The sequence below is a fragment of the Stenotrophomonas maltophilia genome, assembly GCF_047497515.2.
Taxonomy (GTDB): domain Bacteria; phylum Pseudomonadota; class Gammaproteobacteria; order Xanthomonadales; family Xanthomonadaceae; genus Stenotrophomonas.
Genome location: NZ_JAXAXL020000004.1, coordinates 97635 through 123532 on the forward strand (window position 1 = coordinate 97635; position 25898 = coordinate 123532).

Sequence of the window (25898 nt, forward strand, 5' to 3'; positions counted from 1 at the left end):
CCTCCAGGATCAGTCGGACAGCCAGTCCCGCCACGGCAGGCTGGTGTCACCAAGGGCAATGAAATCGCCGTTCAACAAGGTTTCGCGGCGGTTGTAGCGGAACGGCTTGCCGGTCGCCGCCGACAGCACTGCGCCACCGGCGGCGTGCAGCACGCACTGGCCGGCAGCGGTATCCCATTCGGAGGTCGGGCCGAGTCGCGGATAGACATCCAGGCCGCCTTCGGCGATCCGGCAGAATTTGAGCGACGAGCCTTGCGCGACGGTCTCGATGCGGCCCATGCGTGCGAGCAGGGCTTCGGTTTCCGGCGAGCGGTGCGAGCGGCTGGCCGCCACTCGCAGCGGCGCGGTGGCCGGCGTGCGGGTGCGCAGCACGGTGTCGTGCAGCCCCTGCCGGCGGTACGCCAGTTCGCCGCGCATGGCATGCCAGAGGATGCCGGTGACCGGCGCCAGTACCACACCGAATGCGGGCGCCCCCTGGTAGATCAGCGCGATGTTGACGCTGAACTCGCCATTGCGCTTGATGAACTCGCGGGTACCATCGAGCGGGTCCACCAGCCAGTAAGCGCCCCAGTGGCGACGTTGCTCCCACGGCACCTGCACCGATTCCTCGGACAGGATCGGCAGGTCCGGCGTCAGTTGCTGCAGGCCCTGTTCAATGACCTGGTTGGCGGCCAGGTCGGCTGCGGTGAGCGGGCTGTTGTCACCCTTGATCTGCACCTCGAAGCCATCGGCATACACCTGCATGATGGCCCGCCCGGCGTCCTGGGCGATGGCGATGACGGTCTCACGCAGGTCCGTGGTCAGCTTGATCATCGCGTTCCCTGCAGCCACTGGCGGGCGATGAACAACGCCGCCAGCGAACGCCCCTCGGAGAAATCTTCGCGCAGCATCAGCTGGTCCAGGTCGGCCAGCTTCCACGGCACCACTTCCAGTTCTTCCGGCTCGTCGCCGGCCAGTTTTTCCGGGTACAGATCGCGCGCCACCACCAACCACGACTGGTGGCTCATGTAGGTCGGGGCCAGGGTCATCGCGCGCAGCACGTCGACCCGGCGTGCGCCGTAACCGGCTTCTTCCTTCAACTCCCGGTCGGCAGCCTGCGCCGGCGTCTCGCCGGCATCGATGCGGCCCTTGACCAGGCCCAGCTCGTAACGGTGCATGCCGGCCGCGTATTCACGTACCAGCAGCACGGTCTCCTCATCCAGCATCGGCACCACCACCACGGCGCCGTGGCCACGGCTGACCAGGCGCTCGAAGCGGCGGCGCTCGCCGTTGGAAAACTCCAGGTCCAGGTGCTGGCGCTGGAAGGGGCCGTTTTCCTCATCGGTGATCCGATGGATGATCGGCAAGCGACGGCCGGCACGGTCATCGTTCATGCGGAATCTCCGCGGCGGCCGGCGTTTGCGCCGGGGCCGATAGAATGTGCAGGCAGCAACATGTTCATGAGCCCGAAATGCTAGCAGACCCAACCCCCTCCCCGCTGGCCCAGCACTGGCGGCAACGCGACCTGCAGGTGCTGTGGCACCCGTGCACGCAGATGCGCGAGCATCCGCACACCCTGCCACTGGTGCCGATCGCCCGCGGCGAAGGCGCATGGCTGATCGACCACGATGGCAACCGCTACCTGGACGCGGTCAGCAGCTGGTGGACCAACCTGTTCGGCCATGCCGAACCGCGCATCGGCGGCGCCATCGCGGCCCAGGCCGGGCAACTGGAACAGGTGATGCTGGCCGGCTTCGGCCACGAGCCGGCGATTGCCCTGGCCGAGCGCCTGCTGGCGCTGGCGCCCCGCCAGGCCGGACGCGAACCGCTGGCCAAGGTGTTCTACGCCGACAACGGTTCGGCCGGCGTGGAAGTGGCGCTGAAGATGGCGTTCCAGTATTTCCAGAACCGCGGAGAGCCCCGGCGCACGCGCTTCATCGCGCTGGAAAACGGCTACCACGGCGAGACCCTGGGCGCGCTGGCGATGGCGGACATCCCGCTGTACCGCCGCGTCTATGCGCCACTGCTGGCCGAGGGCCTGTTCGCGCCGTCGCCCGACGCTTACCTGGCCGAACCCGGGCAGAGTGCCGCCGACCGTGCACGCCAGGCCGCCGATGGGCTGGCCACGCTGTTCGACCAGCATCCGGGGGAGATCTGCGCGGTGATCCTGGAACCGCGCCTGCAGTGCGCCGGGGGCATGCGCATGCACGATCCGGTCTACCTGCAGCGGGTGCGCGAACTGTGCGACGCGCACGGCGCGTTCATGATCGCCGACGAGATCGCGACCGGTTTCGGCCGCACCGGCACGCTGTTCGCCTGCGAGCAGGCCGGCGTGATGCCGGACCTGATGTGCCTGTCCAAGGGCCTGACCGGCGGCTTCCTGCCGCTGGCCGCGGTGCTGGCCACGCAGGCGCTGTACGACGCCTTCCTGGATGATTCGCGCGAGCGCGCATTCCTGCATTCGCACAGCTACACCGGCAATCCGCTGGCCTGCGCGGCCGCGCTGGCAACGCTGGACATCTTCCGCGACGCTGATGTGATCGCCCGCAACCGCGGCATCGCCTCGGTGATGGGCACGCTGGCCGCCCCCTTCAACGACCACCCGCACGTGGCTGATGTGCGCCAGGCCGGCATGGTGGTGGCGTTCGAGCTGTCGCGTGACGGCAACAAGCGCACGCCGTTCGACCCGGGCCTGCGGCTGGGGCTGCACGCCTACAAGGCTGCATTGAAGCGTGGCGTGGTGTTGCGCCCGCTGGGCGACGTGCTGTACTGGATGCCACCCTACTGCGTGGACGACGAACAACTGGAGCTGCTGGCACATACCACGCTGGCAGCGATTGACGAGGCGATTGCATGCGCGTGACCCGCTGTCCCATCGACCTGGCGCTGCACAGCGGCCAGACCGTGACCCTGCCGGAAGAGACCGCCAACCACCTGGTGCGCGTGATGCGCCTGCGCGAAGGCGATGCCTGCGTGCTGTTCAACGGCGATGGCCACGACTACAGCGCGACCCTGACCGTGGTTGGAAAACGCGAGGTGCAGGCACGCATCGATGCGGTGCAGGCCATCGGCAATGAGTCGCTGCTGGCGATCACCCTGCTGCAGGGTATCGCCCGCGGCGAGAAGATGGACCTGATTCTGCAGAAGGCAACCGAACTGGGCGTGGCGGCGATCATTCCGGTCAACGCCGAGCGCACCGAGGTGAAACTCGATGCGGCCCGCGCCGAGAAGCGCGTGGCGCACTGGAACAACGTGGTGACTTCGGCCTGCGGCCAGTCCGGGCGTGCGCGCATTCCGCAGGTCGGTCCGCCCCTGTCGTTGGCGCAGGCTACGGCGGCACTGCCTGCCGATACGTTGCGGCTGACACTGGACCCGCAGGGGGCGCATCGGCTGTCGACGCTGGATGCAGCGCCCACCGGCGGCATCGTGATTGCCATCGGTCCGGAAGGCGGTTGGTCGCCGCGCGACCGCGACCGGTTGGCAGCGGCCGGGTTCCAGGGATTGCAGCTGGGCCCGCGCATCCTGCGCACGGAAACGGCCGGACTGGCCGCGATCGCGGCGCTGCAGGCACGGTTGGGCGATCTCGGGTAAGGCTCGATGCCCGGTAGTGCCGACCGCTGGCCGGCATCCACGGGATCATGCGGTTGCCGGCCAGCGGCCGGCATCCACGAGGTCATGAGTTTGCCGGCCAGCGGCCGGCACTACCGTCTGGTGGATCAGGCGGCCAGCGAATCCAGCGCTGTTTCCAGCGCGTCCAGGTTCGGCAGCAGCGCGCTCTGCTCACCCAGCAGGACGCGCATGTGCACGGTCTGCGGCAGGGTTTCCTCGGACGCGTCGGCCAGCAGGCCGTCGCGCGGCACCGAGATCAGCTGCGGGAAATTCTGCGTCAGCAGTGCGTAGTACGGGCGCTGTGCATTGCCGCTCAGTGCTTTCAGCACCACCACCTTGTTGTGCCCGCCTACGGTTTCCTCGCCCAGCCCGGACAGGCGCGCGAACGACACCAGTGGCACCTGCCAGCCATGCCAGCCGATCTCGCCGACCAGCCAGCGCGGCGCATCGGCGACCGGCTGCACCGGCACGCGTGACATCATTTCGGCCACGGTGGCGTTGGGCAGCAGCACGCGCTCGTTGCCGGCCTGGATCAGGACGCCGCGGATTTCGTCATTGCTGGCGTAGCTCATGGTGCCTCTCCGTTGTCATCCTGCTCGCCCCAGCGCGCGGCAATGGCCTGCGCCAGTTCCTGCGGCTCACCGGCCACCATGCCGGCGGCGACGACCGCGGTGGCCGCGGCCGGGTCATAACAGCCCTCACCCACCTGCCCTGCCACCCAGGCACCGGCCGCGGCGAGGTCCAGCGCGGGACCGACATGGGCCAGGTCGGCACCACTGAGCAGCACCAGCGCGGTGTGTTCGGCCGGCAGCGCGGCAAGCGAAATGCCGCCGGCGTCACTGAGGAAATGCAGGCCATCGCTGGCCACGCGCACGCCGATGTCGTCGGCAAGCACATGCACTTCACCGGGTACTGCGCGCTGGCCCGCTTCAGCCAGCTGCACCGGCAACGGCGATACGCGCGCCATCTGCTTGACCAGGTTGCCGTAGCGGCCCCCATCCAGGCGCATGTGCACCAGCACTGGCACGCCCAGCGCTGACGGCAGCGCGCCAAGCAGGCGACGCAGGGCATCGGGACCACCGATGCCGGCCAGCACCAGCAGCGATCCGGCGCGCGCAGCCGAGGGCGCCGCGGCATCCAGATCCACCAGGCTCAGATGGTCGGTATCGAACGACGGCCGCGGCGCTTCGACCGCGGCGACCTCGGCCGCGGATTTGGGCTCTGCGGCGGCGTCATCGACCAGCGACCACGCGGTGTGGTCGAAGGACACCGGGGGGGCCTTCGGCGTTGCGGGCACGACCTCCGGTGGCGATGGCAGTGCCGGCGCCTCCAGCGGTTCGGGCACGACCGGCTGCAGCGCCGCCAGCGCCTGTTCCAATGCGATCGGCTCCTGCAGCTGTGCAGGCGGCGCGTAGAGGCCGTCGGCCGGCACGTCGTCGGCCCAGCTCAGCGCCTGCTCCAGGTGGGGCTGCAATGCCTCTTCCTGGGGTGCCGGCGCGGGTGCCGGGTGGCCCGGTTCCAGCTGCAGGCTCGGTTCCTCTTCCGCACCGGGCGGCAGTACCTGCTGGTGGCCGTGCAGCTTGGCGGCCAGGTGACGGCCCCAGCGCTGCGCTTCCCAGCCATCGCGGCGCGCGGCCAGCTCGGCTTCGTCGAACACCAGGGTCAGGCCGGGCGCGGACAACACGGTTTCCAGGCGCTCCAGCGCATCTTCGATGGCCGCTTCCAGCGCGATCACCACGATCTGCGGGCGGGCGTCCTGCAGCAGCTGCGGCTCCAGGCTGTTGGGGTCGTCTTCCAGCACCAGCTGCACGTCGGCGTGCGACAGCGCCTCGCGCAGGCGCTCGCGCGCCGCACCGGGGCGGGCCAGCAGGGCAACGGCCGGGGCCGCATGGGTTTCACTCACGGACACGGGCGATCCCCAGCAGGTCGTACACGTTACGCATCAGGTCCAGCTCCTGGTACGGCTTGCCCAGGTAGCGCTGGACACCGATCTCGAAGGCGCGCTGGCGGTGCTTGTCGCCGCTGCGCGAGGTGATCATCACGATCGGCACATCCCTGTAGCGCGGATCGGCGCGCATCGCGGTGGCCAACTCGTAGCCATCCATGCGCGGCATCTCGATATCGAGCAGCATCAGGTCGGGCACGCGCTCCTCCAGCCGCTCCAGCGCTTCCACGCCGTCACGGGCAACACCGACCTCGAAGTTGTGGCGCTCTAGGATGCGGCCGGTCACCTTGCGCATGGTCAGCGAGTCGTCGACCACCATCACCAGCGGCACCTGGCGCTCCTGGCGCGGCACATTGGCCAGCACCGGCAGCGTCGGGTTGGCGAGGAAGCGGCGCACCAGCGGGGCCACGTCCAGGATCACCACCACCCGGCCATCGCCGGTGATGGTGGCACCGTAGATGCCAGGCACCGAGGCGATCTGCAGGCCGACCGGCTTGACCACGATTTCGCGGTTGCCGAGCACCTGGTCGATCGCCACCGCGGCCCGCAGATCGCCCGCGCGTACCAGCAGCAACGGCACCTGGTCCTGGCCATCGGCACGCGCCGGGGCCTGCCCGACCAGGCTGCCGAGGTCATACAGCGGATAGTCTTCGCCGCTGTAGCGATAGTTGCTGTCGGCAGCTTCGAAACGTTCACGCGACAGGCGGCCGATACCGCTCACCGACGCTACCGGTACTGCAAAGGTGGTTTCGCCGATCTGCACGAACACCGCCTGGGTAACCGCGAGCGTCTGCGGCAGGCGCAGGGTGAAGCGCACGCCCTGGCCACGCACCGACTGGATGTCGACCGTGCCACCCAGCTGGCGCACTTCGTTGCGCACCACGTCCATGCCGACGCCACGGCCGGCCAGCTGGCTGACCTGGTCGGCCGTGGAGAACCCGGAGGCAAAGATCAGGTTGTCCAGCTCCTGCTCGCCCGGTTGTGCATCGGCGGCCAGCAGGCCACGGTCGATGGCACGGCGGCGGATCGCCTCGCGGTCCAGGCCGGCACCATCGTCGGCCACTTCCAGCACGATTTCCGAACCTTCACGGTGCAGGCGGATGGCGATCTCGCCTTCCTCCGGCTTGCCCGCGGCGCGGCGCTGTTCCGGCGCTTCCAGGCCGTGGGCCACGGAATTGCGCAGCATGTGCTCCAGCGGCGCGACCATGCGGTCGAGCACGTTGCGATCCAGTTCGCCATGGGTACCTTCCAGGGTCAGGTGCACCTGCTTGCCGGTATCCATGCCGGACTGGCGGACCACGCGGCGCAGGCGCGGCACCAGGCCATCGAACGGCACCATGCGCGCGCGCATCAGGCCATCCTGCAGTTCCGAGCTGACGCGCGACTGCTGTTGCAGCAGCGAGTCGTACTGGCGCGACAGATCGTCCAGCACGCCCTGCAGGCCACCAAGGTCGGCCGCCGATTCGTTCAGCGCACGGCTGAGCTGCTGCAGGGTGGAGAAGCGGTCCAGTTCCAGCGGATCGAACTTCTGGTCGGCCTGGTCCTGCTCGCGCTGGTAGCGCGCGACGATCTGCGCTTCGGTTTCCAGATCGAGGCGGCGCAGCTGGTCGCGCAGTCGCGCATTGGTGCGCTCCAGTTCGCCCATCGCGCCACGGAAGGCGCCGAGCTGCTGTTCCAGGCGCGAACGGTAGATCGCCACTTCACCGGCATGGTTGACCAGGCGGTCGAGCAGATCGGCGCGCACGCGCACCTGTTCCTGCTGCGGACGCGCCAGCGGGTCTTCCTCAGCCGTGCCCTCAGCCGGCAGCGGCGCCGACAGCGGCGCATCAACGATGCCGAGCGACGGGCTGGCGATCGGTTCCGGCGCGGCTTCGATCTGGCTGGCCGCACGCGCGGCCGCTGCGATATCGGTGGTGGTGCGGACCTCGAAGGCATCGACCAGGTCCTGTGCCGGCTCGACCACGCGGTGGGCACCGGTACGGGTAAGCAGCTGGTGCAGGCGATCGAAACCGCGCTCCAGCAACTGCACGTCGCGGCGTTCGATCTCAGTGCGGCCGGCGGCTACCGCCTCCAGCAGCGATTCGATGCTGTGGCCCAGGTCGCCGATGGCATTGATGCCGGCCATGCGTGCGCCGCCCTTCAGGGTGTGCAGATCACGCTGCAGGCCAGCCAGCGCCTCGCGGTCCTGCGGCGCATCGCGCAGCTCGCTGATCAGGCCATCGCAGTGGTCGAGCAGATCCTTGCCTTCCTCGACGAAGATGTCGACCAGCTCACGATCGTACACGCTGAAATCGAGGGCGTCGGCGCCTTCATCAGCCTCCGCTTCAATAGCGGCGTCAGCCGGCAGTTCCCCGACGTCCGGGTGCTCGCTTTCGTCTTCGATCGGATCGGCCGGCGTGGGGTTCTGGCCTGGCGCATCTTCCAGTTCGAACAAACGCACCGGCACGATACCGCCCTGCGCTGCGACTGCCGCAGCGGGGGCATTCACCGTCGCCGGGGACGGCTGGTCGGCGCTCTCTCCTTCACCGACCGCCGCCTCCCCGCCGACGTCCGCATCCTCGGCAAAGGCTTCCGCCTCGCCCGGCGCGAGTTCGCTGGCCTGCAGACCGAGCACGGGCCATTGCCCGTCGTCGGCCAGGGTCTGCTCTTCCTCGATCACGTGCAGGCCGGCCTCGAGCGCGGCTGCCAGCGTGACCGGTTCTGCAAAACCCGGCGCAGCCATTTCATCCTGCAGGCTCGACAGCTCGCTGTCGAGTGGCAATGCAGCAGCGTCTTCGAGGACGTCTTCGTCCGCAACGTCGATGTGCGTCGACAGCTGCGCATTCAGGTCGCTGGCGTCGAGCTCGACGGCGGCAACGCTGTCGTCCGCATCACGGTCATCGACCGGCAGCGTGCTGGCATCCAGATACGGCGACAGGTCGTCGATACCGGTCAGGCCGGCTTCGTCGTCGGGCGACAGTACGGTCAATGCCTGCTGTTCGTCGGTTGCGGACGTTGCGACGTCCACCGCATCGATCTGGATCGATTCAATCGATCCGGTGGCATCGGCAGTGGTCTCGCCTTCGCCCGGAACCGAGGGCCATCCGGCGTCGAAGTAGCGCGAGAGATCGTCGCTTCCGGTCAGCTCGGCGACCTGCAGGTCAGCGTCGATCGGGCCGTCGCGGTCGGTCAGCGGGGGGACGTCTGCAATCGCTTCCAGCGCGGGCGCAGGCGACGGTTCCTGTTCGGCACGCAGCTGCGGCGCATCCTCGATTTCAACCTCGGCCAGCGCATCGGCATCGGCATCGGTGCCGGCCTCGGCATCGAACGCCAGATCATCGTCGTGGTCGTCCAGGCCGACCATCGGCCAGCGCGCTTCCGGCAGCTCGCCAGCCAGTGCCTGCAGGCGCTGCACCAGCGCCTCCTGCGGCACGACGCGCGGCTGTTCGGCCTGCAGCGCCTGCATGGTCGCGGTGATCGCCTGCGCAGTCGCGTCCAGCGCGGCCACGCCTTCCTCGCCCGGCACCACTTCGGCGGCCAGCGCGCGCTTGATGTAGGACTCGGCACCGCCGGTGACCGCGGTGATCTCCGGCACTTCGGTCATCGCGAACGCGCCGTTCATGGTGTGCACTGCGCGCAGCAGCGCATCGCTGACCGGCTGCGGTGCCTGCTGCGCCGAACGCAGCCAGTCCAGCAGGGTCGCCTGGTGGACCTCCACTTCGGCTTCGAGGATCTCGCGCAGCACGCTGTCGATGTTGGCGGGTGTGCCCGGCGCTTCGGCCACCGGTGCGGCTTCGGCTTCGGCTTCGGTTTCGGCCTGCACCGATGCCATGGCCTCGGCCTCGAGGATGCGGGTGATCGCGTCCTCTTCTTCACCCTCGGCATCGGCTACAGGAGCCGCCGGTGCAGCGGCAACCGGCAGCGGCACGTAGAAGGTTTCCTCACCCGCACCGACACGGTCGGCGATGGCCTGCATCGCCTGCAGGTCGACGTTGATGCGCTGGCCATGGCGCAGCGCGGCGTTCAGCTGCGGCAGCGCGGCGTGCGCGTTGTCGACCATCGCCAGCACTGCCGGCGATGCCGGACGGCTGCCTTCGAGCACGCGATTGAGCATGCCCTCGATCTTCCAGGCGAATTCGCCCAGGGTGCGCGCACCGACCAGGCGACCACTGCCCTTGAGGGTATGGAAAATGCGCCGGATCGGCCGCAGCCGGTCCATGTTGTCCGGCTGCATGCGCCACGCCGGCAGCAGGGTGCCGAGGTTGCCCAGTTCGTCATCGAACTCTTCCAGGAACACCTCGCGGATGTCCTCGTCGATGTTCTCGGCGTCGTCGTCGAAGCCCGCCTCGAAGCCGGCGCCAGCATCGTCCGCGGCCGGCGATTCAGCGCCGGCTGGCGCGGCCTGCGCCTGCGGATTGAAGTCCGCAGCGGCGGCACTCAACTCGGCGAAGAACTGTGCGTCGGCTTCGCTGAAATCGATGGGTGCGATGGTGTCGATGTCGATCACCGACACCGCCGTCGCCGAGCTCGCGGTGACCGGCGCGGCCTCTTCGGCCGGCGCCGCTTCGATCGATGGCGCGGTCGCCTCGTCGGTACCTTCAGTCACCTCGTCAACACGGCCGGAAGGCGCATCGGCCCATGGCACGAACCCAGCGCCCTCGCTCTCCCGCGAGGGCAGCGGCGCGGCATCGTCGTCCAGCGACAGCGTTTCCATGGCGTGCAGCGACAGCACGTCGTCGGCGTTGTCCAGCGCATCGGCGTCGAAACGGAACACCACGTCGTCGCCTTCGGCAACCGCATCGTGCTCGGCGGCCACCGGATCGAACGCCGGCGCGGCAGACGCCCCGGTGTCGATGGAGACCACGGCGTCGGCCTGGTCTTCGACTTCCAACGCAGTCGCATCGGTCAGGGCCGACGGCAGTGCCTCCGACAGGTTCCACTGCGTTGCAGCGACCTGCTCCGCATCGGCCTGTTCAAAACTGACCGGGTCGAAGCTGGCGAAGGTCGGGCTGCGCGCATCGGCGGTCGGCGCGAGCGGGTCGCCCTCCGGATGGAACGGCGCAAGATCCCATTGCGGGACTTCCGGTGCGGGTGCACTGGACGCTGCAAAGACCAGCGGCGCATCCGCGTCGTCCTGCAGCGACAGCGGCGCGGCAGCCGCGCTGATCGCAGCGGTGCCCAGCGCGCCGAACATCAGGCTGTTGTCGACAACCTCTGCTGCGGGTGCGGCCGGTGGCGGATCGAAGGTGAAGTCCGGCAGTGGCACCGGCACGCTGCCCGCCGCAGGTGCGGCCGGCTGCACCGGTATTTCGATGCGCTCCGGCTGCATTGCATCGGCCTGCAGTGCGACCGCCTCGCGTTCAACCGGCTGGGGGGCGAACGGCGCGGGCTCGACCGCGTTGCGGTCCGGCAGCGGCCAGTAGCGCAGTGCCTCCAGGCTGCTGCGGGTGATGTCGAGGATGTCCTCGCGGCCTGGACGGCGGTCGCGCAGGGCTTCCAGGTAATACTCCAGGCTGGCCATGGCATCGGCCAGGGTGTCCAGCTGGCGGCCGCTGGGCACGCGCTGGCGCCCGATCAGCTCGGCTTCGATGTACTGCTGTACACCGCGCAGGTAATCGGCAGCGGTGCCCAGATCAAGCATGCGCAGTGCACCGGCCACGTCGCCCAGCAGGCGCGGCACGTCCTGCAGCTCGGCATGGTTCCAGCTGGTTTCGATGAAGGCGACGAAGTGTTCGCGCGCCGCGGCGAAGTTGGCGATGGCTTCATGTGCCAGCACCTCCACCGTGCGCCGGTTCTCGACCGCGCTCGGGTCGTCCTCGCCACTGCCGCCGGCGCCCAGATGGGCGACCTGGTCGTCCAGCGAGGCATCGACGTAGAGCAGCGCACCGGCAATATCCAGCAGCAGGTTCTCGTCGATCTGCTGGCGGCCCTCGACCACGCCACGCAGCGCGTCGCGCTGCTGCACGACCACGCCGCGGGCCACGCCCAGGCCCATCATGCCCAGCGTATCGGCCACCGCGCCGAGCTCGTTGGCCTGGGTCTGCAGCTGTTCCGGCGCACCACCGGTGCGCAGGTGCAGGTCCAGCGCATCCTTGATGCGCAGCAGTTCTTCCTTCACCGCGCTGCCGACGGTATCCAGCAGCTCGCGGTTGCGCCCGCTCAGGCTGCCACGGGCGTGGTCCAGTTCGGCCTCGGTGGCGGTGACGCTGTCCGGTGCGAAGGCCAGCAGCACGCTGTCATGCACGCCCTCTTCGCCGCGCGCGGCACGGATCTCGTTGAGCAGCGGCATCAGCACGATCGGAATGTCGCGGTGGCCGTTCTGCAGGCGCTCCAGGTAATCGGGCAACAGCACGCTGCCGCGCATCAGCGTCGCGCAGGCCTCGTCGCGGTCGGCCACCTGGCCGGCACCGATGGCATTGGACAGCTGTTCCAGCTCCTCGGCCACCATCGCCGGAGCGTACAGCTCGACCATGCGCAAGGTGCCCTGCACCTGGTGCAGGTAGCCCGCGCAGATGCGCATGCGGCTGGCATCGGTCGGATCTTCGGCGTAGTACTCGACCTCGTTGCGCACCTGGCGCAGGGTCTCGTCCAGCTCGGGCTTGACCCAGCCCAGTGCTGCGTGGCTCATCGCATCGCGCAGACTGCTCATGGACGCGCTCCGTTCGCCGCCGCGCGGAGGCCGCGCGAGTTCTGGCGTGGGGAATGGAAATGCTTCATCGAGGGATTCCTTGCTCGCCGCCCTGCCCGCGTCACGCCGGCAGCTTGAAGTCGGCGACCGAACGACGCAGGTCCGCCGCCAGCTGCGCGAGGTGGCCGATCGACTCGGCCGTCTGCCCGGCACCCTGCGAGGTCTGCCCGGTGATCTGCCGGATCACGCCCATGGTGCGGGTGATGTCCGAAGCCGCCGCGGACTGCTGCTGGGCGGCGATGGATATGTTCTTGATGAGGGTGTTCAGTGCATTGGACACGCGCTCGATCTCGGTCAGCGCGGTGCCCGCATCCTCGGCCAGGCGCGCACCGGACACCACTTCGGCGGTGGTCTGTTCCATCGAGGTGACCGCTTCGTTGGTATCGGCCTGAATCGCCTGCACCAGGTTCTCGATGCGCCGGGTCGCGCCCGAGGTACGTTCTGCCAGGCGCTGCACTTCGTCGGCCACGACCGCGAAACCGCGGCCCGCTTCACCCGCCGACGCCGCCTGCACGGCGGCGTTCAACGCCAGGATGTTGGTCTGCTCGGAAATGTCGTTGATCAGTTCCACGATCGAGCCGATTTCCTGCGACGACTCGCCCAGGCGCTTGATGCGCTTGGAGGTTTCCTGGATCTGGTCGCGGATCTGGTCCATGCCCTGGATGGTCTCGCGCACCACGCCGGCACCCTCGGCGGCGATCACCACCGAGCGCTGTGCCACGTCGGCCGACTCGGCCGAGTTGCGCGACACCTGCTCGATGCTCGCCGCGATTTCGCCGATGCGGTCCGAGGCCGAGGTGATCTGGTTGGCCTGGTGGCCGGCGGCCTCTGCCAGCTGCATGGCGGTGGCCTGCGTTTCCTGGGTGGACAGCGCGACCTTGGCCGAGGTGTCGTTGATGGTGGTCACCAGGTGGCGCAGCTCGTCGACCGCGTAATTGATTGCGTCGGCGATGGCGCCGGTCATGTCCTCGGTCACCGAGGCCTTGACGGTCAGGTCACCCTCACCGAGCGAGGAGATTTCGTCCAGCAGCCGCATGATCGCCTGCTGGTTGCGGCTGTTGAACTCCACCTGGGTCTGGTAGCGCAGCTCCTGCTCGCGCGAGCGGCTGCGCACGTTGGTGGAGACGAAGCCGATGATCGCGATCAGCGACAGCGCGCCGGACACCACGCCGATCCAGAAGTTCGGGAACAGGCGGGTATCGGACACCGAGCCGAACGAGGAGAACGCTTCGAACAGCTTGCGGCTGTCGTCCAGCATGTGCGCCGAGCCCTGGCCCAGTGCGGTGGCGGCCGACTGCGCGGCGAACAACTGGCGCGAGCTGGCCAGGATCGCGTCGGCGTCCTGCTTCATCGCCTGCCACTTCTGCTGGGACTGTTCCAGCGCGGCCACGGCGGCGGCACCGCGCACGGCGGTGATGCCCAGTTCTTCGTTGCCGTTGCGCAGGCCGTCGAGCACCTGCGAGAACACGGTGATGTCGCGGGCCAGCGCGTCACCGGCGGTGGCCGCGGCGCTGCCGCCGGCCCGCATTTCGGTCACGCGGCGGGCCATCGAACCGGCCACCACCACCTGCTGCAGTGCGCTGTACACCTGCGCCGACGGTGCGCCGGAGGCAGACATCGCGCGCACCAGCTCGTTCAGCTGGGCCTGCAGGCCCGGCACCGCGCCGGTGAAGTTGTTGGCGTTGCCGGCCAGCGCCAGCACCGCCGGCTCACTGGCGACCAGCTGCCCGGCCTGCTTGCCCAGCGGCGCCCAGGTTTCACCCAGCGTGGTGATCGCGCCGGACACACCCGGCTCCTTGCCGTAGCGCCCCTGCAGGGTCGACACGTTCTGCTCGATCGCGTTGCGGGTTGCCTTGAAGGCGGTGAACGCCTGCGCGTTGCCGCCGACTGCGTCACGGCCCTGGTTGGCCAGCTGCTGCGACAGCACCTGCAGGTCGGCGGCCTTGGAGCCGGCGTCCGCCAGGCGGCTGCCCTGCCAGGTGGCGACGCCGGTGTTGACGCCGAACAGGATCATCGATGCCAGCAGCAGGAACAGCCAGAGGTTGCTGCCGCCCAGCCGCAGCTTGCCGGATTTGGTGGCGTCCGAAGCAGTACTCATCGTTCAACCTCGATCTTCAATGCAGGGGGCGATGCCCGGCCTCAGGCCGCGGCTTGCCGGAATTCAGGGGTGCGCGACAGCAGCGAGAGCGAGAACACGCCCCAGTCATGGCCGTCGGCATGGAAGGCGCGGTCGACGAAATGGCCGTAGCGCCCTTCGGCCAGCGTGCCGGCCGCGATCTGCTGGCTCAGTTCGAAGCTGCGCTGGCCGAACAGTTCATCGATGGTCAGCGCGACGTCGCCGCCGGCCTGGCGCATGATCAGCACGCGCTGGCCTTCCTGCTGCACGGTACGCGCGCCTTCCATGAAGTACTTCAGGTCGACCACCGGGAACAGGTTGCCGCGCAGGTTGCCCACGCCCAGCAGCCACGGCTGCGCGCACGGCACCGGGGTGACCGGCGGCATCGGCACGATTTCCACCACTTCGCGGAAATCGGACACCAACCGGCGCTGGCCGACGCGGTACCCCACGCCACGCCAGAGGTCCTGGGCGAACTGCCGCTCGGGCAGCTGCACCGCATGGGCCAGGCTGCGCCGTTCGTAGGCTTCGAGAATGTCGAAGGGCGAGCGCATCAGGCCACCAGTTCGTTGATCCGCGCGATCAGTTCATCCTCGCGCGGCGGCTTGACGATGTAATCGGCTGCGCCCTGGCGCAGGCCCCATGCCTTGTCGGTTTCCATCGCCTTGGTGCTGACGATGATCACCGGGATGTGCTTGATCGCCGCGTCACGGGCCATCGCCCGGGTCGCCTGGAAGCCGCTCATGCCGGGCAGGACCACGTCCATCAGCACCAGCTGCGGCACCTGGTCGCGGACCAGCTGCAGTCCATCCTCGGCGTTGTCCGCTTCCAGCACCTCGTGGCCGGCACGGCGCAGCCACTGGGTGAACACCGCGCGGTCGGTCGGTGAATCCTCGATCAGAACGATACGAGCCATTGTGCCTTTCCCCCCTGGTCAGGCGTTGACGTATGTGCGGATGGCACCCAGCAGTTCTTCACGCGTGAAAGGCTTCGTCAGGTACTGCTCCGAGCCGACGATGCGTCCCCGCGCCTTGTCGAACAGGCCATCCTTGGACGAGAGCATGATGACCGGGGTCGCCTTGAACAGCTGGTTGCCCTTGATCAGCGCACAGGTCTGGTACCCGTCCAGGCGCGGCATCATGATGTCGACGAAGATGATCTGCGGTTGCTGGTCTGCGATCTTCGCCAGCGCTTCAAAGCCGTCGGTGGCGGTGACCACCTCGCAGCCTTCGCGCTTGAGCAGTGTTTCCGCAGTCCTGCGGATGGTCTTCGAATCATCGATGACCATCACCCGGAGTCCTGCGAGTTCCCCGCCCGCAGTCGTGTTTTCAGTCATTGCCTATCCCCAAGCGAACGGCCCGATCTGTGGCGGGGGCCGCTACGAAAGCGTATCTATATCGCACTTTCCGCGCCCGCTTCAAGGCCGCCCCACCGCGCAGGGCGCGGCGCCCTGCTGAACGTGACGGGTTTCGCAATGAGTGCGCGGGCGCCGGGCGGACGCTGCGTTGCAGTACGACGGGGAGGCGCGCGGGCGGCGTTGCCGCTACCATCAACGCCTTGCCTGACAGGTGCGCCCATGCCGTTGAACGTCATCGTGGTGATGGACCCCATCGCCCACATCAAGATCGCCAAGGACACCACCTTCGCCATGCTGCTGGAGGCCCAGCGCCGCGGCCACGCCCTGCACTACGTGCGGCCGGGCGGACTGGCCCTGGAAGGCGGCGTGGCGGTGGCCCAGACCGCGCCGCTGCAGGTGCGCGACGACCCGGCCGGCTGGTATGAGCTGGGCGCGTTCAGCCGCACAGCGTTCGGTCCTGGCCAGATCGTGCTGATGCGCAAGGACCCGCCGGTCGACGCCGAGTACGTCTACGACACCCAGGTGCTGGACGTGGCCGCTGCCGCTGGCGCTTGCGTGGTCAACAACCCGCAGGGCCTGCGCGACTACAACGAGAAGCTGGCCGCCCTGCTGTTCCCGCAGTGCTGCCCGCCGACCCTGGTCAGCCGCGACGCGAAGGCCCTGAAGGCCTTCGCGCTGGAACACGGCCAGGCCGTGCTGAAGCCGCTGGACGGCATGGGCGGCCGCTCGATCTTCCGCAGCGGCCAGGGCGACCCGAACCTGAACGTGATCCTGGAAACGCTGACCGACGGCGGCCGCAAGCTGGCGCTGGCCCAGAAGTTCATTCCCGACATCACGGCCGGCGACAAGCGCATCCTGCTGGTCGATGGCGAGCCGGTCGACTACTGCCTGGCACGCATCCCGCAGGGTGACGAATTCCGCGGCAACCTGGCCGCCGGCGGCCGCGGCGAAGGCCGCCCGCTGAGCGAGCGCGACCGCTGGATCGCCGCCCAGGTAGGCCCGGAGATGAAGCGCCGCGGCATGCGGTTCGTCGGCCTGGACGTGATCGGCGATTACCTGACCGAGGTCAACGTGACCAGCCCGACCTGCGTGCGTGAGCTGGACGCACAGTACGGCCTGAACATCGCCGGCACCCTGTTCGACGCGCTCGAGGCCGGACTGCGCTGATGGCTGCCGCGCCCGCCGTGCTGCCCCCGCCGCCGCGTGAAGCGCAACGGCTGGGGGCGACCATCGCGTTGTCGGTCCTGGTCCATGCCCTGCTGCTGCTGGGCGTGGGCTTTGCGGTGAAGGGCGATGCACCGCTGGTGCCGACGCTGGAGGTGATCTTCAGCCAGACCCGCACCGCGCTGACCCCGAAGCAGGCCGACTTTCTGGCTGCGGCCAGCCAGGAAGGCGGCGGCGAGCATGACCGTGCACAGCGCCCGCGCGACAACCAGGCCGGCATCGTGCCGCAGGCCCAGGCCGGGTTGAGCCCGGTGCCGCAGCAGCAACAAGCGGCCGCCCCGGTGCCGCCGCCGCAGGCACGCGTGGTCAGCAGCCGCAATGGCCAGGACACGGTGGCACAGGCGCAGGCCCGGCCCACCCCGGAACGCCCCGAGCCGGACGCACCGCTGACCGCACGCGAGCAGCGCGATGTGGAGATGGCGCGGCTGGCGGCCGAAGTGCACCTGCGCTCGGCGCAGTACGCCAAGCGCCCGAACCGCAAGTTCGTGTCGGCCAGCACGCGTGAATATGCCTACGCCAACTACCTGCGTGCCTGGGTCGACCGCGCCGAGCAGGTCGGCAACCTGAATTATCCGGACGAGGCGCGGCAGCGTCGTCTCGGCGGCCAGGTGGTGATCAGCGTCGGCGTGCGCCGCGATGGCAGCGTGGAGAGCAGCCGGATCCTGCGTTCAAGCGGGACGCCGTTGCTGGATGAGGCGGCGCTGCGGGTAGTGAAGCTGGCACAACCGTTCCCGCCGTTGCCGAAGACCGACGATGCGATCGACATCCTGCAGGTGACCCGCACGTGGGTGTTCCTGCCCGGTGGCGAACTACGCGACGACCGGTAGGGTTTTGTTGCCCGGGCCTGCGGCCCGGGACCCGCTGCAAGCCCAAGCAACTGCAACAGCAAGATCAAGAGCTGCGGTTGGGCTTTGGGTTTGGCGGGGCGGTGTGGGCTTGCAGGACACGCCGTAAACCCCCCTCCGGGGTCCGGCCCAGCCGCTGGCGGCTGTGCGTTCGGGCGCTTGCGAAGCAGTGCTTCGCAAGCAAAGCGCCCTCACCCATGGGGGCTCGATGGCGCCTTGCTCGTGTGCGCTGTCCTGCGCACACGGCAAGACCGGGGTTGGGCGTCCTGCCCAACCCGCCCGAGGCGTGCCTCGGGCCCATGGCGCCAACGGTCCTGCAAGCCCACACCGCCCCACCTCTTACAGATCGCGGCGCATTTTTGCTATTGGTAGGTGTCAACCTTGGTCGACACACATCCACGCCACGCGTGGATGCGAGCGAAGCGACCCGCTTTTGACTTTGATTTTTTTCTGATTTTCCGTGGCGGACGCACACGGAAACTGTCCGTGGCCGGGCGGGTGGGCTGCGCAGGGGCGTGAGCCGCATGGATGCGGCGACCGAGCTTACATGGATGTACTTGCAGCGCCCCCTGCGCAGCCCACCCGCCCGGCCAAACCACGGCATGTGCCTTCGCGCCCGCCACGAGGGGCTCAGCCGTTGGCCTTCGCCTTCGCCTCGCGCGCGGCCTGCTGCTCGACCAGGGTCAACGCCACGTTGTCGCGCAGGTACGCCGGTTCAACCTTCTCCGGTGCGATGGCCTCGCCGCGTGCGAACGCCGGCACCGCCAGTGCCAGTACATCCGACGCACGCGGCAGTGCAGTGGCATCGAAACCGCGCAGACCCGCCCCCAGTTGTGCCACCAGCGCGCCCTCGGCCGCGCCGAACCCGGTACCGACGCCGTAGGCCGACAGCCCTTCCGGCAGCGCCACCGCAGCCGGTGCGCACACGCGCTCGGCATCGCGCGCGACCGGCAGGCCATCCACGCGTTCGAAGCGCGCGACGTACAGTTCGCCCATTCGCGCATCGATTGCCGACAGGATCTGTGTTTCTTCCGCCGGCGCACGCAGCGCCAGCACCTGCAGCGTCGACACCGGCAGCAGCGGACGGTCCAGCGCCAGTGCGATGCCCTGGGCGATGGCAATCGCCAGGCGTACGCCAGTGAAGGCGCCCGGACCGCGGCTGAGCGCGATGCCATCCAGCTGGCGACGGCTGATACCGGCTTCGGCCAGCAGCGCCTCCGCCCACGGCAGGCTCAGCTCGGCATGCCGGCGCGGGGCGATCTCGAAGCGTTCCAGCACCTGCCCATCGACATGCAGGGCAACGGAACAGGCTTCGGTGGCGGTTTCAAAGGCGAGCAGTTTCATCGGATCAGGTCAGAACAAAGGGAACGTGGCGCCGGGCGCCGGCTCCGGGCCTGCCGCAGGGGCGGCGGTCGGCACGGCATCATCGGCCACAGGTGCCCATTGTGGCGTAAAGAAGGCCTGCACATCGGCCAGGCTGCGGGTGCGGCGGAACGGCGGCAGCGAATCGAGGAAGACCCGGCCATAACCGCGGTTGAGCAGGCGGGGGTCGCACAGCACCAGCACCCCGCGGTCGCTCTCGCTGCGAATCAGCCGGCCAACCCCCTGCTTCAACGCAATCACCGCCTGTGGCAGCTGCTCGTCGCGGAACGGGTTGCCGCCCTGGCTGCGGATCGCCTCCAGCCGCGCCTCGTACACCGGGTCGTCCGGAGCGGCGAAGGGCAGCTTGTCGATCATCACCACGCTCAGCGCCTCCCCCACCACGTCGACGCCTTCACGGAAACTCGCCGAGCCGAGCAGCACGCCATTGCCCGATTCACGGAAGCGCTGCAGCAACGTCGCGCGCGGTGCCTCGCCCTGCACGAACAACGGCCACGGCCCGTCGCGCAGCGCTTCGGCGGCCTCGCGCAGGGCGCGATGCGACGCGAACAGCAGGAATGCCCTGCCCTGCGACGCCTGCAGCACCGGCCGCAGGGTCTGGATCAACGCGGTGCCGAAGCCGCGTGCAGCGGGATCGGGCAAGCCCTCGGGCAGGTAGCACAACGCCTGCTCCGGCCAATTGAACGGACTCGGCTGGACCAGGGTATGCGGATCGTCCAGACCCAGTCGCGTGGCGATGTGATCGAAGCCACCGCCTACGGTCAGCGTAGCGGAGGTGAAGATCCATGCTGCCCGACTTCGCTCGCGATGCTCGCGCAGCGGCCCGGACACATCCATGGGCGTGCGCTGGCAGCGGAAGCCACGCGGCGTCAGCTCGTACCAGAGCACATCGGCCGTACCCGCCACGTCCGCAGGATCGGTATCGAAATCCAGGCTGGGCTCGTCATCGCCCAGCCAGCGGCCGAGCCGCGAGACCGCTTCGCGCGCCCGCGCATGGCAGGCATCCAGGCCCGCCGCCGCTTCGCGAAGTGGCTGCAGCGCCTGTTCCAGTGTCACCAGGCCGGCCATCACGGTATCGAAGCCGTCGCGCACCTGCGGCATTGCCAGTGCGCGCCATTGCGTGCCACGCGATGGCAATCCCTCCATCGCCGATCGCAACGCCAGCAGCGCCTGCTGCAACTGGTCGACCGGCGCCTGCAGCGCCGACTGTGCACCGCCCACGCCACGCGCTTCGGCCAGGCAGTCACGGCCCAGCTCCTGCCACGGGCGCATGCCGAAGCCCTCGCCGAAGAACTGCGCGGCCAGCTCCGGCAGCTGGTGGGCCTCGTCGATGACGAACGCCTGCGCCCCTGGCAGCAGTTCGCCGAAGCCATCCTGCTTCAGTGCCAGGTCGGCCAGCAGCAGATGATGGTTGACCACCACCACATCCGCGGCCTGCGCGCGTTGCCGCGCACGCACCACGAAGCAGTCGTCCCAGAACGGGCAATCGGTGCCGAGGCAGTTGTCGACGGTGGAGGTCACCATCGGCAGCAGCGGCGAATCGTCGGCCAGGCCATCGAGCTCGGCAATGTCGCCGAACTGCGAGCGACCGGACCAGGCCAGGATGCGCTGGAACTGCGCCGCCTGTTCGGGGCTGGAAAAGCGCGGTTCGCCGCGCGCCTGCTGCAGGCGGTAGCGGCAAAGGTAGTTCGCACGCCCCTTCAGCAGCGCGCTGCGCAGGCCGACGCCGAGCGCCTGGCGCACGCGTGGCAGATCGCGGTGGTAGAGCTGGTCCTGCAGCGCGCGGGTACCGGTGGAGATGATGGTACGCAGCCCGGACAGCAGCACCGGCACCAGGTAGGCGAAGGTCTTGCCGGTGCCGGTACCGGCCTCGGCCAGCAGCAGATCGCGCTGCTGCAACGCATCGGCGATGGCCTCGGTCAGGCGCAGCTGGGCCGGACGCGGGACGAAGGCATCCAGGTGCGAGGCGAGCGCGCCGCCGTCGCTGAGGGCTTCGCGGCTGGCATGGACAAGGTCGGACATCAGAGGGAAAGGATACCCGGCCGGGCTCTGCCCGGCACCCGTTTCAAGCCAGGGCACAAGCAAAAGCAAAGGCAACGTCGCTTGTTCATGGCTCTGGGTTTCTACGCGCTGGGCGGACCGGGAGGGGCAGGCAGGACACGCCGTAAACCCATCCCTGGGGGCTCGATGGCGCCATCCATGGCGCCAACGGTCCTGCCTGCCCCTCCCGCCCCACCCTCGACAGTTTCCCGGTGACGGAGGGACATGCTTCGTAGCGTCGAGCTTGCTCGACTGGTGGTTCAGAAGCGATGGAGGAAGCGGAGGGAAAAGAAAAGAAATTACAGCGAGCGCGCGCAGCGCGCGACCCGCTTTTGATTTTGATTTTGATTTTGATTTTGATTTTGTTTTCCGTGGCTGGCAGCGCACGGAAACTGTCAGAGGTCGGGCGGGGTGGGTTCGCGGGGGTGTCCGCGGCATGGATGCCGCGGCCAAGCCCCCAAGGACGGGTTCACGGCGTCCCCCGCGAACCCACCCCGCCCGGCCAAGCGCGGCTTTTGCCTTACACGGCCAAGCAGCCAGCCACGAGGGGCTGCGCCGTTGGCAGGAAACTCAGTACCGCTTGATCCCCGGCACGGTGCAACCTTCGATCTGCGCATGCGCCGACACCGCATTTTCCTTCTCGCCCCTCGCCAAGCGCGACTGTTCGATCGTCGCCCAGTGCCGGCGGCACAGCGGACCGGTCTTCGAACCCAGATCGACCGCCTTGCGCGCGAACGTCTCCGCCTGTGCCCACTGGCCCTGCAGCAGCGCCAGTTCGGCACGTTCCTGGAGTACCGCCGGGTCCCCGGCCACGATCTGCAATGCGTGGTCCAGGCTGCTGGCCGCACCGGCCAGGTCGTTGGCCTGGCGTTGCGCCTGCGCCGCCACGCGCAGGTCTTCCACCTGCGAATCCCGCAGCGGCTGCACCGACAGTTCCTTGTCGTCCGGACCCGCCGCAGCATCGACCGCGGCCAGGCGCTGCGCCGGGGTGGTGACATCGACCGGCTTGACCACCGGCGGGGCGCTGCTCACGCAGGCGGCCAGGGCTACGCTGAGGCCGGTCACAGCCAGGAGACGCGGGAGGGTTCGGATGTTCATCGCTTTCATCGACTCGGAGGGGGAGTGGCCGCGGCCGGAGCAGCGGCGGGTTCTGCGGGCGGCTCCGGCTTGCGGTCCAGGCCGAACCAGCTGCGCCAGCCACCACCTTCGCTTTCGGCACCCTCCTGGGCCTCGGGCGAAGCGGCCGGCGCGCACGGCGCATAGGCCGGTGCATAGCCCACGACGAACGGGAAACGCCGCGCGCCCGGGCAACCTTCATCGGTGCTGTTGATGCCGGTGGCGGCCACCGACTGCCAGTCCAGGCCCTTGTTGCTGACCCGCAGCGGAGCGGTCGGCAGGCGCTGGAAAATGCCCGACCACACCCGCATGGCACCGGTGGCGCCGTACAAGCCGGCCTGCTCGTTCTGGTCGTTGCCGATCCAGATCACCGCCAGGTGGTCGCCGGTGTAGCCGGCATACCAGCTGTCGCGGCCGTCGTTGGTGGTGCCGGTCTTGCCGGCCGGCTGCAAGCGGCCGAGGCCATCGGCGTTGAGGCGTTGCGCGGTACCGTTGGCGACCACCTGCTGCAACCCCACGCTGATCAGGTTGGCGGCGATCGAGTCGCCTTCCTGTGCCGGTGCCGGGGTCTTGTCATAGCGCTTGAGCAGCTTGCCCTGCGGATCAAGCACGCCGCGCACGGCATGCAGCGGCTGGATCTCGCCACCGGATGCCAGGAACTGGTAGAGCTGCGCCATCGCGTACGGGCTCTGGTCGGTCGAGCCGAGGATCACCGCCGGATTCGGATCGGCCTTGATGCCCGCCAGTACATGGATCAGCTGGGTCACGCGCTCAGGGCCGACCTGCATGCCCACGCGTACCGTGGCCTGGTTGTAGGAATGCGCCAGCGCATCGATCAGGCGCACCGTGCCATGGCTGCGGTTGTCCGCGTTGCCGGGGCTCCAGTTGCGGCCGCGACCGAGCTGCACGGTCACCGGGGAATCGTCGACCCAGCTGGCCAGCGAGTAGCGGTCCGGCTGCGCCAGCGCCAGCAGGTAGACGAACGGCTTCAGCAGCGAGCCGACCGGGCGCTGTGCCTCGATCGCACGGTTGAAGCCGACTTCGGACACCTCGCGGCTGCCGATTACCGCCAGCACGTCACCGTTGTGCACGTCGGTCAGCACCATGCCGGCCTGCAGTTCAGGGCGACGCTTGCTCTCCAGCGACTTGATGGTGCGGGTCACCGCGCCTTCAGCGTAGGCCTGCGCGGACGGCGACATGCCGCTCATCACGCTCAGGCCGGCACCCTGCAGCGCCGCTTCCGGGTAGTCATGGCCAAGCTGGCGACGGACCAGGTCCACATAGGCGGGGAAGCGGTTGGCCGCCACCAGGCCCGGGGTCTTCGGTACACCGAGCGGTGCCTTCAGTGCACGCTGGTACTCGGCATCGTCGATCAGCGTCGCTTCGTGCAGCTTGCCCAGCACGAAGTTGCGACGGTCCAGCGCGCGCTCCGGGTTGCGCCGCGGGTCGTAGAAGGAGGGCCCCTTGACCAGCCCGATCAGCAACGCGATCTGCTCGGTCTCCAGCGACGACAGGTCACGCCCGAACCAGAACTCCGCGCCCGACGACATGCCGTGGATCGCCTGGCTGCCGCGCTGGCCCAGATACACCTGGTTGAGGTAGGCCTCGAAGATGGTGCGCTTGTCGTAGCGCGCTTCCATGATCAGCGCGTACAGCACTTCATTGAATTTGCGGGTGACGGTCTGCTCCTTGCCGATGCCGAGCAGGCCGCTGCGGGCCAGCTGCTGGGTCAGCGTGGAGGCGCCCTGGCGGCTCTGGCCACCGGAGCGGATCGTCACCCACACCGCGCGCGCAATGCCGGACAGGTCGATGCCGTGATGGCGGTTGAAGTCCTTGTCCTCCACCGCCTGCAGGCCGGTCACCAGCAGGTCCGGCGCTTCATCCATGCGGATCAGGCGGCGCTCTTCCTGCTTCTGCCCGTACAGGGTGGCGATGCGCGCCGGGTCCAGCCGCGCCGACTTCAGCGCCTTGCGGTTGTCGGCGTCGCGCAGGGAGGCGATGCCGCCGTCGGCCAGCGACAGTTCGAGCCGGCGCGGAGCGACCCGGCCGTCGACGTCGTTGTAGCCCCGGCTGGAAATGACGAAGCGCCCACCGTTTACCGCATAGGTGGCCGGCTCCTTGCCCTGCCCGTCATCGCGGTAGGCGGACGCGGCCAACTCGGTCTTCAGGGTCGCCGCGTCCATTGCCTTGCCCGGCGCCAGCACCAGCGGACGCGCGTAGACACGGGTCGGGATCTGCCAGCGCAGTTCACCGAAGCGCTGGGTCACCTGCTGGTTCAGGTACAGCGTATACGGAATCAGGAAACCCAATCCCAACGCGACCGCAGCCATGCTCCAGGTGATCAGGCGACGCCGCCACAGCGGACTGTCGTCCTGCTGGTCGTCGTCGAAGTCGTCGATGTCGTCGGAATCGTAGCGTCGGGGCACGGGAATGCGGGCAGGTAGGGTCTGGCGAGTCTAACGCAGGCGCCGTGGTGGCTGGCAGCTGCCGGCCCACGGTTTCACTGCAGTTCAAGCTGCGCGCGGCGCCCGCCAGCCGGCCGTGGCCCCCGCCAGCGCGGCGCGCACGCCCTTCCAGCCGGCGCCGGCCAGGCAGACATTGGCCAGGCGAGCGATCAAGCGCGGCGCGTCGTGGGCGATCCAGCGCGCTGGAACATCCTCGCGGCGATACAGCTGTAGCCGTGACCACGCCATGCGCCAGGCCAGCGTTTCAAGCCCCTGGAAGCACTCCGGCGCCAATACCACGCGACGGCGCCGCAGCAGATCATCCAGGGCAAGCAGGCGGCCCGCCGTGCGCTGGCGTGCCTGTGCGTCGAACAGGTCAAGATGGCGCAAGCGTTGCAGAAAGCCACGCCGACTGGCTCCGATCTGGTTGTTGTCATGCTGCCGGTAATCGATGGTCGGCTCGACCAGCATGTCCAGCCCTCCTCCCAGCGAGGCATGGATCGCAAGCCATTCGTCGTGGCTCCATCCAGCGGGCACCGGCAGCGAATCGATCAACAATGCGCGACGCACAGCACAGGTGGCACCGGTGATGAAGTTGCGCAGGAGGATCGCGTCGATCGCCTGTCCTGTGCGCTCCAGTTCGACCTCGGCCGGATGCACCTGCAGCACTTCCAGCAGCCGCTGGCCCAGCGGCGCGCCCTGCGCATCCACCAGCCGCGCATCGCTGTGCAGCAGCAACAACCCGGCATCGGCCTGGAAACGCTGCACGAAGGTGCGTACCCGCCCCGGATGCCAGACATCGTCCTGGTCACACAGGAACAGGATGTCGGCCCGGCAGCGCTGCAGGGCATCGGTGAAATTGCGCACGTAGCCCAGGTTGCGCGCGTGCTGCACCACATCGACCCGGATGCCCAGCGCTTCGGCACGCCTCGCGAAGGCGTGCAGCAGGGGCAGCGTCTGGTCGCTGGAGCCGTCATCGCCGATCACGATCTCGTGCACCGGCAGATCCTGGTCAAGGATGCTGTCCAGCTGCGCCTGCAGGTAGCGCGCACCGTTGTAGGTGCACAGCGCGACGCCAATGCGCTCGGCGGGGGCCGATCGGGATGGCGCGTCAGGCATCGAACGTACTCGCAGGCAACAGGGCCGGGCGATGGTAGCAGAGCCCCCGGCAACGCA

The 25898-nt window shown here is 68.7% G+C and carries 18 protein-coding genes; 4 read left to right on the plus strand and 14 right to left on the minus strand.

The features are described from left to right. Positions 1-9: 9 nt before the first annotated feature. Positions 10-813 (minus strand): 3'(2'),5'-bisphosphate nucleotidase CysQ, encoded by an 804-nt coding sequence (gene cysQ, locus ACMZPQ_RS08985; RefSeq protein ID WP_197583511.1) that lies wholly within the window; start codon positions 811-813, stop codon positions 10-12. Then, positions 810-1373, minus strand: coding sequence for an ADP compounds hydrolase NudE (nudE, locus tag ACMZPQ_RS08990; RefSeq protein WP_197583509.1), 564 nt, complete (start codon positions 1371-1373; stop codon positions 810-812). Before nudE ends, cysQ begins: the two co-directional genes overlap by 4 nt. Before the next feature lie 77 nt (positions 1374-1450). Between nudE and bioA the strand changes: the two genes are divergently transcribed. Beyond that, positions 1451-2842: an adenosylmethionine--8-amino-7-oxononanoate transaminase gene (gene bioA / locus ACMZPQ_RS08995; RefSeq protein ID WP_312647608.1), complete on the plus strand. Its 1392-nt coding sequence runs from the start codon at positions 1451-1453 to the stop codon at positions 2840-2842. Further along, positions 2833-3570 (plus strand): 16S rRNA (uracil(1498)-N(3))-methyltransferase, encoded by a 738-nt coding sequence (locus ACMZPQ_RS09000; protein ID WP_197583507.1) that lies wholly within the window; start codon positions 2833-2835, stop codon positions 3568-3570. The genes bioA and ACMZPQ_RS09000 overlap by 10 nt, the downstream gene beginning before the upstream one ends. A 125-nt stretch (positions 3571-3695) precedes the next feature. On the opposite strand, the gene ACMZPQ_RS09005 is transcribed toward ACMZPQ_RS09000, so the two are convergent. The 7 genes from ACMZPQ_RS09005 to pilG form a co-directional block, all read right to left on the minus strand. Beyond that, positions 3696-4160: a chemotaxis protein CheW gene (locus ACMZPQ_RS09005; protein ID WP_197583204.1), complete on the minus strand. Its 465-nt coding sequence runs from the start codon at positions 4158-4160 to the stop codon at positions 3696-3698. After that, positions 4157-5497, minus strand: a complete 1341-nt coding sequence (locus ACMZPQ_RS09010; RefSeq protein WP_197583205.1) for a chemotaxis protein CheB — start codon at positions 5495-5497, stop codon at positions 4157-4159. Before ACMZPQ_RS09010 ends, ACMZPQ_RS09005 begins: the two co-directional genes overlap by 4 nt. Next, positions 5484-12161: an Hpt domain-containing protein gene (locus tag ACMZPQ_RS09015; RefSeq protein ID WP_197583206.1), complete on the minus strand. Its 6678-nt coding sequence runs from the start codon at positions 12159-12161 to the stop codon at positions 5484-5486. Before ACMZPQ_RS09015 ends, ACMZPQ_RS09010 begins: the two co-directional genes overlap by 14 nt. Positions 12162-12261: 100 nt before the next feature. After that, on the minus strand, positions 12262-14298 hold the full coding sequence (locus ACMZPQ_RS09020) for a methyl-accepting chemotaxis protein (RefSeq protein ID WP_049431794.1): 2037 nt from the start codon (positions 14296-14298) through the stop codon (positions 12262-12264). Between the two features lie 41 nt (positions 14299-14339). Continuing rightward, positions 14340-14870 carry a chemotaxis protein CheW gene (locus tag ACMZPQ_RS09025; protein WP_197583207.1) on the minus strand — a complete coding sequence of 177 codons (531 nt, stop codon included), beginning with the start codon at positions 14868-14870 and terminating at the stop codon, positions 14340-14342. Continuing rightward, entirely contained in the window at positions 14870-15232 is a 363-nt protein-coding gene (locus ACMZPQ_RS09030) for a response regulator (protein WP_005410717.1), read from the minus strand. The genes ACMZPQ_RS09025 and ACMZPQ_RS09030 overlap by 1 nt, the downstream gene beginning before the upstream one ends. A gap of 18 nt (positions 15233-15250) precedes the next feature. Next, a complete protein-coding gene (gene pilG / locus ACMZPQ_RS09035; protein ID WP_005418455.1) occupies positions 15251-15652 on the minus strand; it encodes a twitching motility response regulator PilG in 402 nt (133 codons plus the stop codon). Positions 15653-15892: 240 nt separating this feature from the next. On the opposite strand from pilG, the gene gshB reads away from it, so the two are divergent. Next, a complete protein-coding gene (gene gshB, locus ACMZPQ_RS09040; RefSeq protein ID WP_197583208.1) occupies positions 15893-16840 on the plus strand; it encodes a glutathione synthase in 948 nt (315 codons plus the stop codon). Beyond that, positions 16840-17724: an energy transducer TonB family protein gene (locus tag ACMZPQ_RS09045; RefSeq protein WP_197583209.1), complete on the plus strand. Its 885-nt coding sequence runs from the start codon at positions 16840-16842 to the stop codon at positions 17722-17724. Before gshB ends, ACMZPQ_RS09045 begins: the two co-directional genes overlap by 1 nt. A gap of 648 nt (positions 17725-18372) precedes the next feature. Here the strand turns inward: ACMZPQ_RS09045 and tsaB are convergent. The 5 genes from tsaB to ACMZPQ_RS09070 all read right to left on the minus strand — a co-directional run bounded on the left by tsaB (position 18373) and on the right by ACMZPQ_RS09070 (position 25841). After that, positions 18373-19086 (minus strand): tRNA (adenosine(37)-N6)-threonylcarbamoyltransferase complex dimerization subunit type 1 TsaB, encoded by a 714-nt coding sequence (gene tsaB / locus ACMZPQ_RS09050; protein WP_197583210.1) that lies wholly within the window; start codon positions 19084-19086, stop codon positions 18373-18375. A gap of 9 nt (positions 19087-19095) precedes the next feature. Beyond that, entirely contained in the window at positions 19096-21144 is a 2049-nt protein-coding gene (gene yoaA / locus ACMZPQ_RS09055) for a DNA repair helicase YoaA (RefSeq protein WP_197583211.1), read from the minus strand. A 588-nt stretch (positions 21145-21732) separates the two neighbouring features. Then, positions 21733-22269 (minus strand): tetratricopeptide repeat protein, encoded by a 537-nt coding sequence (locus tag ACMZPQ_RS09060; RefSeq protein ID WP_197583472.1) that lies wholly within the window; start codon positions 22267-22269, stop codon positions 21733-21735. Then, the gene (gene mrcB, locus ACMZPQ_RS09065; RefSeq protein WP_197583471.1) at positions 22266-24704 is read right to left on the minus strand and encodes a penicillin-binding protein 1B; all 2439 of its coding nucleotides are present in this window, start codon (positions 24702-24704) and stop codon (positions 22266-22268) included. The genes ACMZPQ_RS09060 and mrcB overlap by 4 nt, the downstream gene beginning before the upstream one ends. An 84-nt stretch (positions 24705-24788) precedes the next feature. Beyond that, the gene (locus ACMZPQ_RS09070; RefSeq protein ID WP_197583470.1) at positions 24789-25841 is read right to left on the minus strand and encodes a glycosyltransferase; all 1053 of its coding nucleotides are present in this window, start codon (positions 25839-25841) and stop codon (positions 24789-24791) included. Positions 25842-25898 lie beyond the last annotated feature (57 nt).

Bases quoted from the DNA above. Each gene is read 5' to 3' on its own strand.
- ACMZPQ_RS09060 (WP_197583472.1), bottom strand. From the start codon at position 22,269: ATGAAAGCGATGAACATCCGAACCCTCCCGCGTCTCCTGGCTGTGACC.
- pilG (WP_005418455.1), bottom strand. From the start codon at position 15,652: ATGACTGAAAACACGACTGCGGGCGGGGAACTCGCAGGACTCCGGGTG.
- ACMZPQ_RS09005 (WP_197583204.1), bottom strand. From the start codon at position 4,160: ATGAGCTACGCCAGCAATGACGAAATCCGCGGCGTCCTGATCCAGGCC.
- ACMZPQ_RS09070 (WP_197583470.1), bottom strand. From the start codon at position 25,841: ATGCCTGACGCGCCATCCCGATCGGCCCCCGCCGAGCGCATTGGCGTC.
- ACMZPQ_RS09020 (WP_049431794.1), bottom strand. From the start codon at position 14,298: ATGAGTACTGCTTCGGACGCCACCAAATCCGGCAAGCTGCGGCTGGGC.
- cysQ (WP_197583511.1), bottom strand. From the start codon at position 813: ATGATCAAGCTGACCACGGACCTGCGTGAGACCGTCATCGCCATCGCC.
- ACMZPQ_RS09000 (WP_197583507.1), top strand. From the start codon at position 2,833: ATGCGCGTGACCCGCTGTCCCATCGACCTGGCGCTGCACAGCGGCCAG.
- yoaA (WP_197583211.1), bottom strand. From the start codon at position 21,144: ATGTCCGACCTTGTCCATGCCAGCCGCGAAGCCCTCAGCGACGGCGGC.
- tsaB (WP_197583210.1), bottom strand. From the start codon at position 19,086: ATGAAACTGCTCGCCTTTGAAACCGCCACCGAAGCCTGTTCCGTTGCC.
- ACMZPQ_RS09045 (WP_197583209.1), top strand. From the start codon at position 16,840: ATGGCTGCCGCGCCCGCCGTGCTGCCCCCGCCGCCGCGTGAAGCGCAA.
- nudE (WP_197583509.1), bottom strand. From the start codon at position 1,373: ATGAACGATGACCGTGCCGGCCGTCGCTTGCCGATCATCCATCGGATC.
- ACMZPQ_RS09025 (WP_197583207.1), bottom strand. From the start codon at position 14,870: ATGCGCTCGCCCTTCGACATTCTCGAAGCCTACGAACGGCGCAGCCTG.
- gshB (WP_197583208.1), top strand. From the start codon at position 15,893: ATGCCGTTGAACGTCATCGTGGTGATGGACCCCATCGCCCACATCAAG.
- bioA (WP_312647608.1), top strand. From the start codon at position 1,451: ATGCTAGCAGACCCAACCCCCTCCCCGCTGGCCCAGCACTGGCGGCAA.
- ACMZPQ_RS09015 (WP_197583206.1), bottom strand. From the start codon at position 12,161: ATGAGCAGTCTGCGCGATGCGATGAGCCACGCAGCACTGGGCTGGGTC.
- ACMZPQ_RS09030 (WP_005410717.1), bottom strand. From the start codon at position 15,232: ATGGCTCGTATCGTTCTGATCGAGGATTCACCGACCGACCGCGCGGTG.